An 11,294-nucleotide genomic window follows, 5' to 3' on the forward strand; every position below is an offset into this window, starting at 1 on the left:
TCCTTGAATTTCGGGAGCGGGTCAGAGGGTGAGGGTCTCGCCGATCGCGGGCGACATCATCGGCGTGCCGGTGAGCCCGCTCTCGCCGAGCCACTGGTTCATCGAGCCGCGGCCGGCCTCGCTGAGCATGAGGTCGTGGATCTGCACGGTGCGGGTCGGCTTCACGGCGCGCACGTAGTCGACGGCGCCCTGCGTGGTGACCCAGGGCCCACTGGTGGGGAGCAGGAGCGACTCGACCGGCACGCCGGGCTCGAGGTAGGCGTCGCCGGGGTGGAAGACGGCCGAGTCGACGAGGTACCCGACGTTCTGCATGAGCGGCATGTCGCTGTGGATCGACGCGTGGTGCTCGCCGAACACCGCGATGTCGAAGCCGGCCTCGGTGAACGAGTCGCCCTTCGAGACGATGACGACGCGGCCGTCGTGGCCGCCCAGCGCTGAGGTGACCGACTCGGGGCCGTAGACGGTGAGCTCGGGCTGCACGTCGAGCGCGGCGCTCAGGATGCCGGCGTCGAAGTGGTCGGGGTGGTCGTGCGTGATGAGCACGGCGGCGGCACCCGAGACGAGCTCCGCAGCGTTCGGGGTATAGCTGCCCGGGTCGATGACGAGGTCGCCCTCGCCTTTCGAGAGGACGACCGTGGCGTGCGTGTGCTTGGTGAGTTCCATGCACCGAACTATACAGGTTGACTGTATAGTTGCGCCATGAGCAGCGCCGCCAGCCGCCCCGAAGGCGACAGCCCCTTCACCCTCGAAGACGCCGACAACCTCCGCCGCTCGGTGGGAACGATAGTCCGAGCCGTCCGCGACCGGACCACCGACGAGTCCGACGGCCAGATCGAGACCCTCGGCTTCCTAATGCGCGACGGCGCGCAGAGCATCGCGCACCTGGCCCGCCGCCGGGCCGTGCGGCACCAGAGCATGAGCTCCATCGTCGCCGACCTCGAGAACCGGGGGCTCGTCGCCCGCGACCCCGACCCGGCCGACGCGCGCGGCGTGCTGATCTCGCTCACGGGCGCAGGAACCGCCGTGGTCACCGAGTCACGCGAGACCCGCTCCGTCGTGCTGCGGGACGCCGCGATGCGGGCACTCGCCGGCGACGACCTCGCGCTCCTCGCGCGCCTCCCCGCCCTGCTCGACGCCCTGTCGGCTGAGCTCGCCTGACCCGTCTGCAAATTCAAGGAGATCGGCCGCCGAAGATGCCCGGGATCCGCCCCACGTTCGGTGCGGCAGACCAGATCTCCTTGAAATTACGAGGACGTGCCGCGGCGGCGGAGCGCGCCGTGCCCCGGCAGCAGCGTCCAGTCGGCGTAGCGGCCGGCGAGCTCGGCGGCGAGCTGCGAGGCGGCGCGCACGTCGGAGTGGAACATGGGGTGCAGAGACTGGGGGCCTACGCGGCGCGAGACCGCGTGGCCGGTGACGAGGGCGTCGCCGGTCGCCACGGCACGGGCGTCGACGAGCTCGTACAGCGTGTGGCCCGGGGTGTGGCCGATCGACGGGACGGCGCGGACAGCGTGCCCGGCGAGGGCCAGCTCGGTCGGCGCCGCCTCGACGCTCCGCACGGCGACGTCGCCCAGCCCGCCGGCTCGCAGGGCGTGGACCATCCAGCGCACGAAGCGGGGCTTGGCGAGATGGGGCACGATGTCGCGGACCGTGACCTGATGGATCTCGACGCGGCGCACGTTGGGCAGCTCCGCCTCGCCCGTGTAGACCCGCGCGTCGGGGTAGGTGCCGAGGAGGGCGCGGATCGAGCCGATGTGGTCGGAGTGCCCGTGGGTGACGGCGATCGCCGTCAGGGGCAGGCCGGGCGCCGCCTCTCGCAACGACTGCTCGACGAGCGGCAGGTCACCCGGGTAGCCGGCGTCGATCAGCGCCACCTCGGAGTCGCCGACGAGGACCACCCAGTTCGACGCCGGGCCTTCGATGAAGTGGACACCCGGGGCGACTCGGTCGACGGAGCGGAAGGTGGGTGCAGACACGAAGAGCTCTTCCTAGGGCGGTACGGGGGAGTAGATCAAGCGTAGAGGCGGCACCAGGGAGGTCGATCCGCGGGAGCTCCGGCGTCGGCAGACCGACGGACAGACTGAGTTGTCTGTCCCCAGTAGTGAGGTGTCTTTGCCGGAGGCTCTGGTCGACCCCCGTTCAGGCGCCCTATCGTGGCGACTGGATCAGCCGATCGACCCAATCGGCCCCGCCTACCCGAACCGCCTGGTGACGTTCCCCGACACCTCCAGGCCCCCTACCCGATCCTTGGAACACCCCTGTGCGAGAGCTCACCGGCACCCGAATGCCGCGGCCCCGCGTCGGCACCGATCTCGTGACCGTCGCGGATGTCCGCGACTCCGTCACGCGCTTCGGCGCCTCCTACCTGAACCGCGTCTTCACGCCGATCGAGCTCGACCAGACCCAGGGCGACGTCGAACGGCTCGCGGCGCGGTTCGCCGGCAAGGAGGCGGTCGTGAAAGTGCTGCGGCCGAGCCGCGATCAGGGTCTTCCGTATCGCGACGTCGAGATCGCGAACGCTCCGTCGGGAGCGCCACGGGTGCGGCTTCACGGCCTCGCCCGTCTCGAGGCCACGGGCAGCGGGATCCACAGCATCGCCATCACCCTCACCCACGATCACGGTGTCGCCCAGGCCACCGCGTTCGCGCTGCTTACCCGAAAGGACCCCTTCGACATGAAGGCAACGATCCGCACCGTGCTCGACCAGCACGGCCACCTCGTCACGCCCGTCGCCGAGCTCGCCGACGGCGACGACCTCTACCAGGCCGGCCTCTCGTCGCACGCGACGGTGAACGTGATGCTCGCGCTCGAGGAGGAGCTCGACCTCGAGTTCCCCGACGAGCTCCTGAGCCGCGCCACCTTCTCGTCGATCGACTCCCTCGAGGCCGCGGCCAGCGCCCTGGGCGTCGACGCATGAACCTCACGACCTCTCGCGGCCTCCTCGCCGACCGCGCCCGCCAGGTGGCGGAGATCGCCGCCCGCCACGTGCACGACGTCGACGCCCGCGCCCGCTTCCCGCGCGAGGCCGTCGACGCGCTCCGCTCGAACGGCCTGCTGGCCGCGGCGGTCCCCTCGGCCCTGGGCGGCGAGAACGCCACCCTCCACGACCTCTCCGAAGTCGCCAGGATCCTCGCAGAGTCGTGCAGCGCGACCGGCATGATCTTCGTCATGCACCAGATCCAGGTGCTCTGCCTCACCCGCCACACCCACGGCTCGACGACCGTCATCCGCACGCTCCGCCGCCTCGTGATGGACGGCACGCTGATTGCGTCTGCCACGACCGAGGCCGGCATCGGCGGCAGCACCCGCACCAGCGGCTGCGCCATCGACGAGCAGCCGAACGGCACCATCGTGCTCCGGAAGACCGCGCCGGTCATCTCGTACGGCGCCTTCGCCGACGTCATCCTGACCACGGCCCGCGCCTCGCTCGAGAGCGCGCCGTCCGACCAGGTGCTCGTCATCTGCCCCCGGGCGACGACACGCCTCACGCAGCTCGGCGAGTGGGACACCCTCGGCTTCCGCGGCACCTGCAGCCCGGGCTTCCAGCTCGAGGCCACCGTCGACCGCGAGCACATCGTGCCCGACGACTTCGCCACCATCTCGGCCGAGACGATGCTCCCGGTGTCGCACCTCCTCTGGGCCGCCGTCTGGCTCGGCATCGCCGACGCGGCCGCCGCGAAGGCGGCCACCGCCGTTCAACGCTCCGCCCGCAAGAGCATCGGCACCCTGCCTCCGGCCGCCACGCGCCTGGCCGAGCTCCTCGGCAAGGTCGCCGCCTTCGGCGGCCTGGTCGAGTCGTCGACCCGCGCCTTCGACGACGACGCGGACGACCGCGCCGCCCTCACGAGCATCCCGCGGACGATCGCGCACAACTCTCTCAAGATCACGGCGTCCGACTCGGTCATCGACATCGTCGGCCAGGCCATGCTGGTCGCCGGCATCGCCGGCTACCGCCAGGACTCCGACCTGAGCCTCGGCCGCCTGCTCCGCGACTCGTACGGCACCGCGGTCATGGTCAACAACGACCGCATCCTCGCGAACAACGCGCAGCTCTCGCTGCTCCAGCGACGGAAAGCCCGACGATGACGAACCCGACGATGACGACCGCAGCGGTGACGAGCCCAGCGACGACCGCCCCGGCTGCGACAGCCCCGGACTCCGACCTCGAGGCCGCCCGCTCCGAGTTCCGTGATGAGCTCCTGGCCTCCGGCCTGCTGATCGACGCCGGCGAGCTCGGCCTCTACGGCCGCTCCGGCCTGTTCGAAGACATCGTCGACGGCATCAGCCGCTCCGTCACCCGCTCGCTCGCGGATCTGAACGCCGAGCGCATGCGCTTCGCCCCCGTCTTCCCGCGGCCCGAGTTCGAGAACACCGACTACATCGTGTCGTTCCCCCACCTGACCGGCGCCGTCAACGGCTTCACCGGCACCGAGGCCGACCACCGCCGGCTGGTGAGCGCGCGGGCGAACGGCGAGGACTGGAGCGCGTGGCTGAGCCCGGCGGAGACCATGCTCGTTCCTGCCGTCTGCCATCCCCTGTACGAGCGCCTGCGCGGAACCCTACCGGCAGGCGGGCGCACCTTCGACCTGAGCGGCTTCTGCTTCCGGCACGAGCCCTCGATCGACCCGATGCGCCTGCAGGCCTTCCGGCAGCAGGAGTTCGTGCACGTCGGGCTCGAGGCCGACGCCAGGGAGTTCCGCAACGCGCAGAACGAGCGGCAGCTCGCCGGCCTGATCGACCTGGGTCTCGACGCCCGCGTCGTCGCGGCGAACGACCCGTTCTTCGGCCGCACCGGACGCATGCTGGCCCGCAACCAGCTCGCCGACGAGGCGAAGCTGGAGGTCGTGGTGCCGATCTACGGCGACCTCGACGAGGGCACCGCGATCGCGTCGGCCAACAACCACGGCGACCACTTCGGCGCGACCTTCGGCATCCAGACCGTCGACGGATCGCCCGCCGCCAGCTCGTGCCTCGGCTGGGGCCTCGAGCGGATCGCGCTCGCGCTGGTCCGCACCCACGGCACCGACGTCGCGTCGTGGTCGCCCGCCGTCCGCTCCTCGCTCTCGCTCGCATGAGCGCCGAGCAGCGCACCGTCGACACCTGGCTGGGCGACGGTGCCGTCCTGGCGACACTGCACCTGCCCACGATCGGCGGGGCGACCGGCGTCGTCATCTGCCCGCCGCTCGGCTACGAGCACTCCGTCGCGTACCGCACGCTGCGCCACCTGGCCGACCGGCTCGCGACGGCGGGATTCGCCGCGATCCGCTTCGACCACGCCGGCTTCGGCGACTCGATGGCCGAGCCCTCGCTCGACACGGGCGCCCGCCTGGCGGCGGCCGAGCTGCGCCTCGCCGGAGCCGACCGCATCGTCTACCTCGGCCTCGGCAGCGGGGCGCTCGTCGCCTCCCGGCACGCCGCCGACGACGCCCGGGCCGCAGGTCTCGTGCTGTGGGACCCTGCCGGGTCGGGCAGGGCCTGGCTCCGCCGCCAGAGCGCGCTCTACGCGATCGAGGTCGGCGACGTCGCCGAGGAGGCGCCCGAGGGCGTCGTCGAGGTGGCCGGCGCCGAGTTCACGCGAGAATTCGCCGACCGGATCGCCGCGCTCGACTACGACGCGTCTCTCGCCGAGCGCATGCCCGTGCTGGTGGCCGTGCGCGGGTCGAGCGCCGGGCCGACGCTGCCGAAGGCGCTGCGGCCGGCGAAGGACGCCGTGACGGTGCTCGAGGTGCCCGGGCACGAGGACTCCCTCGACATGTCGAGCATCCTCGCCTCGATCCCGGCCGCGAGCGTGACGGTGGTGACCGACTGGATGCGCCGCTCGTTCGCGGTGGGCGACGGCGTGCTGCGAGTTCCTGCGCCCGTCACCACTGCGGTCGTGGGCGACCTCGTCGAGGAGCTCGTCCGCTTCGGCCCGCACGACCTCTTCGGCATCGTCACCCGGCACGCCTGGAGCGGCAGCGGCAGCTGGGAGGCGCCCGCCGTCGTGCTGCACAACGGCTCGGCGGAGCACCGCGTCGGAGCCACCCGCCACCAGGTCGAGCTCGCCCGCCGGCTCGCCATGCGCGGCATCCGCTCGCTCCGCTTCGACCGCCGGGGCACGGGCGAGTCGACGCCGGTCGACGCCCACGAGCCGAGCATGCTGTTCACGCAGGCCTGGCTCGACGACCACGCGGCCGCCGTCGACTACCTCGACCTGCCCCGCGAGCGCCTCGGCGTCATCGGCATGTGCGTCGGGGGCTGGATCGGCCTGGTCTCGCGCCCCGAGTCGGCGCGCTTCGTGGCGGCGCTGGCTCTGAACGACCACCGCGTCGTGCCGCAGGAGCCTCTCGTGCACCGACCTGAATCCGGGGCGCAGGAACTCGCCCCCGCCCTCCGCGACCGCCTCGTCGCAGGGGCGAAGCGGCACTTGCCGTCGGGCCTCCTGGCGGCTCTCGCGTCGCGGGGCGTGCTGCGGTTCGCCGAGCCCAACCTCCGTCGCGCGCTCTCGGCGGGCACCGACGTCGTGGTCCTGCTCGGGCCGGAAGACGCAGCCGTGTGGCGCGATCACGGCGGGCCCGCTGCCGAGCGTCGGCTGCGCCGGTCGGGGTCGGGGTCGGGGGCGCGCGCGCGGTCGGGGTCGGGGGCGCGGGCGCGCGGGTCCCTCACGGTCGTCGAGCGCGCGTCGGGCGACCACGCGCTGTACAGCCCCGGCATCCGCTCCGCCGCCCTCGACCTGTCAGTCGAGCTGGCGGTGCGCGAGTTCGGCCTCGCGGAGGCGGGCTCGCCGATCTCTGCTGGCCGGCTGCGACCGGAACGGGGCTAGTCGGCCTCGGGCCGGAACACCGCCCGCAGACGCGGCGCAGCCTCCGAGAACGCGTGCTCGACGGCGTCCCACTCGGCCGGCCCGGCGCCCGACGGCTCGAGCTGCAGCGCGCGCAGGCGGTGCCCGGTCACCCAGGTCTCGACCGTCACGGCGCCGCGCAGCAGCCGGAGGTGCTCGACCTCGGGGTCGCGCAGCATCTCGGCCGACAGCGGCTCGCCGCTCACGGTCTCGACCCCCAGCGACTGCAGGACCCGGAACACCCGGCGCTCCGACAGCGCCGGCGCCGCCTCGAGGTGCTCGGCGTCGCCCCGCCGCGACAGCAGGATCATTGGCTCGCCGACGACCGACGCCGACTCGTCGGGGTTCAGGATCGCCTGCGCCTCGGCGACCGACACCAGCACGGGCGCAGGCTCCGGCTCGGCGGGCGGTGGCGGGGGCTGCTTGTACATCGGCACCGGAACGAGCAGCACGGGCTCGGAGGCGAGCGGGGTCAGGATCGACGCCCCTCGCACGGTCGGCGCATCGACGAGATGGAAGAGGTTCGCCACCAGGTCGCGCAGCCGCTCCGGGCGCGACGCCTCGCTGCCCATGTCGTCGTAGTCGGCGGCGGCGGTGCCGTGGTCGAACAGCCGGCTCGCGACGTTGGCGATGCGCGGGTCGATCGACACCCACGAGCCTCGGAACGCGATGCCGGTGCGGTGCTGGTCGGAGTCGACCCACCTGGTGCGACCCACGGGGACGTTGACCGTCCACGCAGTGGCCGGGTCGAGTCGACGCAGCACCTCGAAGACGTAGCTGCCGAGGGCCTCCGTCGCGTAGTACGTGGCGCCGTGGTTGCCGCCGGGCCAGCCGAACGCCCAGCCCAGCGAGTAGCGGACGCGCGAGTCGACGCCCGGAAGATCGGCGTCCACGAAGTCGATGAACCACTCCCACAGCTCGACGAGGCTCTCGAGCGAGCCGTCGAGGAGGTCGATCGGGCCGCCGGTCTCACGGATCCAGTGGCTGAGCTCGACCAGGCGAGGCTCGTGCCGCTGCTCGACGAACGCGCGCCAGAGCTCCGCCTGCTGGCGAGTGAGCTCGTGGATCTCCACGGTGAATCCCCCTGATCGGTTGATGACAGCCAACCAGAATTGCGGCGCTTCGCCCAATACCCCTCTTCGGGAAGCATCGGCGTGTCCCGCACCGTGGCTAGGGTGGGGTGCAGGAACTCGAGATGGGCGGCTGGTCATGCACGACGCGTTCGACGCCGCCCTCGACGCTCTGGCGGAGGCCGGCGACGATGAAGCGGCCCTCTGCCAGCCCTTCATCGACGTGCTCCGCGTCACCGGCGCCTCGGTGGCCTCCCTCGGCCCGCCGCTCGGCAGCGAGACGGTCGCCGCCAGCGATCCTCTGGCGCTCCGCCTCGACGAGCTGCAGTTCGACCTCGGCGAGGGGCCCTGCTGGGACGCCCTCGCGACGGGCCGTCCGGTGATCGAGCCCGACGTGCGGGAGTCGGTCCACGGCCACTGGCCCGCGTTCTCCCGTGCCATCCAGCACGACGACGTGGGCGCGCTCTTCGCCTTCCCGCTGCACGTGGGGCCGCTGAGGCTCGGTGCCGTCGACCTCTATTCGGGCGATCCCCGATCTCTGAACGCGGCCGAGCAGCGGCAGGCCGGCGCCATGTCGGGCGTCGTCGGCCGCTCGGTTCTCCGTCGCGCTCTCGAGCGGGCATCCGACGACGGGCAGGTCGACCTGGCGCCGCACTCGCGCCGACTCGTCCACCAGGCCACGGGGGTCGTGCTCGCGCAGCTCGGCACCTCGCCCGAGGACGCCCAGCTGATCATCCAGGCCCACGCGTTCGCGTCGGCCCGCTCGGTCGGCGAGGTCGCCGACGACATCCTGGGCGGGCGGCTCTCGTTCAGCACCAGCGCCGACGGAATCGAGGACCACCCATGACCGACGTCACCCGCGAGGCGCGCCTCGTCGACGTGTTCACGACCCTCGCCGACACCCTCGTCGACGACTACGACATCGTCGAGCTGCTGCAGACGCTGGTCGACTCGTGCGTCGACCTGTTCGACGCCGACGCGGCGGGGATCCTCCTGGTCGACGAAGCCGGGATCCTGGAGGTCATCGCCTCCACGAGCGAGGCGAGTCGCGTCGTCGAGCTCATGCAGGTCAACGGCGAGGCCGGGCCGTGCTTCGAGTCCTTCATGACGGGGCAGGTGATCGCCGTTCCCGACGTCCACGACGTCAAGCCGGAGTGGCAGCTGTTCGCGGCCGACGCCCTCGCCGGCGGGTTCACCGCCGTCCACGCCATCCCCCTGCGGCTCCGGGACGTCACGATCGGCGCCTTGAACCTGCTGCGCTCCGAGGCGGGGAGCCTGGAGGCCGACGACGTGCGGGCGGCCCAGGCGCTGGCCGACGTGGCGACCATCGGCGTGCTCCACGAGCGCAGCCTTCGCGAGAGCCTGGTCGTGCGCGAGCAGCTCCAGCGGGCCCTGCAGACGCGCGTCGTCATCGAGCAGGCCAAGGGCGTCCTGTCACAGGTGCACGGCATCTCGACCGACGAGGCGTTCGCGCGTCTGCGCTCGTATGCGCGCAGTCACGGGCAGCTTCTGTCGGTGCTGGCGGAGGACGTAGTGCGCAGACGCGTGACGCTCTGAAGCCCCGCCGGGGCTCCTGCTGCTACTGGAACGACGCCGCCACGGCGTTCCGGTGGTAGTCGAAGACGATGCTCGTGCGGGTCGACGCGACACTCGGCTGGGCCGACAGGTGCTCCACGACGAAGGTGCGCACCGCCGAGCTGTCTTCGACCGCGATGTGGATGATGAAGTCGTCGACCCCGCCGAGGAAGAACACCTGCAGCACCTGGGGCAGGCGTCGTACCTCCTCCGAGAACGCCACGATGCTGGCCTGCCGCGCACCCGGCCGGAGAGTGACGCCGACGATCGCCTGCAGCGGCAAACCGAGGGCGCGCTGGTTGACGCTCGTCATGAAGTCGGTGATGACGCCGCGCTCGACGAGGCTCCGCAGCCGGCCGTGGACGGTAGACGGGGCGACCCCGACGGCAGCCGCGATGTCGGTGTTCGACAGCCGTGCGTCGGTCGTGATGGTCTCGAGGATTCGCCGGTCGAGGTCGTCGATCTCGTCGATAGGCCGAAGATCCTTCGATTCGGGCACGTCAGGACTCCTCGATTGTGATTATTCGGGCGCGCAACGCCATTTTCTCGACGGATCGTCGCGCGAAACCCAATCGTAACGACGAATCATCAGACTCGAATCATGCGAGTAGGAATCCCGACCGAGATCAAGAACAACGAGAACCGCGTCGCCATCACCCCCGCCGGGGTCGACGCTCTCACCCGCCGCGGGCATGACGTCGTCGTGCAGGCCGGGGCGGGCACCGGATCCCGCATCGCCGACGCCGACTACGCCGCAGCGGGCGCGACGATCCTCTCGACCGCCGCCGAGGTCTGGGGCACCGCCGAGCTCCTGCTGAAGGTGAAGGAGCCCATCGCCGCCGAGTACGGCCTCCTCCGCCCCGACCTCGTGCTCTTCACGTACCTGCACCTCGCTGCCGACCGCCCCCTCACCGAAGCCCTCATCGGCGCAGGAACGACGGCCATCGCCTACGAGACCGTCCAGATGCCCGACCGCAGCCTCCCCCTCCTCTCCCCCATGAGCGAGGTCGCCGGCCGCCTGTCGATCACCGTCGGCTCCTACGCCCTGATGAGGTCGGCCGGGGGGCGCGGCACCCTCCTCGGCGGCGTGCCCGGCACCCCGAAGGCGAAGGTGGTCGTCATCGGCGGCGGCGTCGCCGGCGAGCACGCAGCCGCCAACGCGCTCGGCATGGGAGCCGACGTGACCGTCATCGACGTCTCCCTCCCGCGCCTGCGCGCCCTCGAGGTGCAGTTCGGCGGCCGGATCCAGACCCGGCACTCGACGCCGTTCGCGATCGCCGAGCAGCTCCGCGAGGCCGACCTCGTGATCGGGTCAGTCCTCATCCCCGGTGCCGCTGCTCCCAAGCTCGTCACCGACGACATGGTGGCGACGATGAAGCCCGGAGCCGTGCTCGTCGACATCGCCATCGATCAGGGCGGCTGCTTCGAGGGGTCTCACCCGACGACGCACGACGCCCCGACGTTCCCGGTGCACGACGCCGTCTACTACTGCGTCGCCAACATGCCGGGCGCGGTGCCCGAGTCGTCGACCCGCGCTCTCACCAACGCGACGCTCCCCTACGTCACGGCTCTCGCCGACAAGGGGTTCGAGGGGGCCGTGGCCGCCGACGCCGCGCTCGCGAAGGGGCTGAACATCCGCCAGGGGGCGGTGTGGAACGCCGGCGTGGCCAGCGCGCTCGGGCTGGAGCTGGCGGGCGGAATCGCCTAGTTCCTGGGCCTGATCAGGGGTGCTCAACGCGCTGAGAGATCGTCATGGGTCACGAACGGGTAACGGAGGGCACCCGGACCAAACCCTCCCGGGGAGGGTCGCGAATACATGACATCGGGCAAAC

At 71.8% G+C, this 11,294-nt stretch carries 12 protein-coding genes; 8 read left to right on the forward strand and 4 right to left on the reverse strand.

The window, feature by feature from the left end:
- Positions 1-21: 21 nt before the first annotated feature.
- A complete protein-coding gene (locus AC07TY_RS16455) occupies positions 22-663 on the reverse strand; it encodes an MBL fold metallo-hydrolase (RefSeq protein WP_494786032.1) in 642 nt (213 codons plus the stop codon).
- 36 nt (positions 664-699) lie between these two features.
- Between AC07TY_RS16455 and AC07TY_RS16460 the strand changes: the two genes are divergently transcribed.
- The gene (locus tag AC07TY_RS16460) at positions 700-1,158 is read left to right on the forward strand and encodes a MarR family winged helix-turn-helix transcriptional regulator (protein WP_494786033.1); all 459 of its coding nucleotides are present in this window, start codon (positions 700-702) and stop codon (positions 1,156-1,158) included.
- An 86-nt stretch (positions 1,159-1,244) separates the two neighbouring features.
- Here the strand turns inward: AC07TY_RS16460 and AC07TY_RS16465 are convergent, their stop codons facing one another.
- A complete protein-coding gene (locus AC07TY_RS16465) occupies positions 1,245-1,973 on the reverse strand; it encodes an MBL fold metallo-hydrolase (RefSeq protein WP_494786034.1) in 729 nt (242 codons plus the stop codon).
- Between the two features lie 284 nt (positions 1,974-2,257).
- Here AC07TY_RS16465 and AC07TY_RS16470 point away from each other — a divergent pair, with 284 nt between their 5' ends.
- Genes AC07TY_RS16470 through AC07TY_RS16485 form a run of 4 tightly spaced genes read left to right on the forward strand, consistent with a single transcriptional unit; the run spans position 2,258 to position 6,799 of the window.
- Positions 2,258-2,914: an acyl carrier protein gene (locus AC07TY_RS16470; RefSeq protein ID WP_494786035.1), complete on the forward strand. Its 657-nt coding sequence runs from the start codon at positions 2,258-2,260 to the stop codon at positions 2,912-2,914.
- Positions 2,911-4,083: an acyl-CoA dehydrogenase family protein gene (locus AC07TY_RS16475; protein ID WP_494786036.1), complete on the forward strand. Its 1,173-nt coding sequence runs from the start codon at positions 2,911-2,913 to the stop codon at positions 4,081-4,083. Before AC07TY_RS16470 ends, AC07TY_RS16475 begins: the two co-directional genes overlap by 4 nt.
- Entirely contained in the window at positions 4,080-5,072 is a 993-nt protein-coding gene (locus AC07TY_RS16480; RefSeq protein WP_494786037.1) for an amino acid--[acyl-carrier-protein] ligase, read from the forward strand. Before AC07TY_RS16475 ends, AC07TY_RS16480 begins: the two co-directional genes overlap by 4 nt.
- Positions 5,033-6,799, forward strand: a complete 1,767-nt coding sequence (locus AC07TY_RS16485) for an alpha/beta hydrolase (RefSeq protein ID WP_494786038.1) — start codon at positions 5,033-5,035, stop codon at positions 6,797-6,799. The genes AC07TY_RS16480 and AC07TY_RS16485 overlap by 40 nt, the downstream gene beginning before the upstream one ends.
- Here AC07TY_RS16485 and AC07TY_RS16490 read toward each other — a convergent pair.
- Positions 6,796-7,890: a hypothetical protein gene (locus tag AC07TY_RS16490; RefSeq protein WP_123505865.1), complete on the reverse strand. Its 1,095-nt coding sequence runs from the start codon at positions 7,888-7,890 to the stop codon at positions 6,796-6,798. The genes AC07TY_RS16485 and AC07TY_RS16490 overlap by 4 nt on opposite strands.
- A gap of 136 nt (positions 7,891-8,026) precedes the next feature.
- Between AC07TY_RS16490 and AC07TY_RS16495 the strand changes: the two genes are divergently transcribed.
- Together AC07TY_RS16495 and AC07TY_RS16500 are read left to right on the forward strand one after the other, a co-directional pair.
- Positions 8,027-8,734, forward strand: a complete 708-nt coding sequence (locus AC07TY_RS16495; RefSeq protein ID WP_123505866.1) for a GAF and ANTAR domain-containing protein — start codon at positions 8,027-8,029, stop codon at positions 8,732-8,734.
- On the forward strand, positions 8,731-9,444 hold the full coding sequence (locus AC07TY_RS16500; protein ID WP_123505867.1) for a GAF and ANTAR domain-containing protein: 714 nt from the start codon (positions 8,731-8,733) through the stop codon (positions 9,442-9,444). Before AC07TY_RS16495 ends, AC07TY_RS16500 begins: the two co-directional genes overlap by 4 nt.
- Positions 9,445-9,466: 22 nt before the next feature.
- Here AC07TY_RS16500 and AC07TY_RS16505 read toward each other — a convergent pair whose 3' ends face one another.
- On the reverse strand, positions 9,467-9,961 hold the full coding sequence (locus tag AC07TY_RS16505) for an Lrp/AsnC family transcriptional regulator (protein WP_123505868.1): 495 nt from the start codon (positions 9,959-9,961) through the stop codon (positions 9,467-9,469).
- Between the two features lie 102 nt (positions 9,962-10,063).
- Here AC07TY_RS16505 and ald point away from each other — a divergent pair, with 102 nt between their 5' ends.
- The gene (ald, locus tag AC07TY_RS16510; RefSeq protein WP_494786039.1) at positions 10,064-11,170 is read left to right on the forward strand and encodes an alanine dehydrogenase; all 1,107 of its coding nucleotides are present in this window, start codon (positions 10,064-10,066) and stop codon (positions 11,168-11,170) included.
- Positions 11,171-11,294 lie beyond the last annotated feature (124 nt).

The organism is Frondihabitans sp. GW821-FHT04F02 (genome assembly GCF_059420045.1).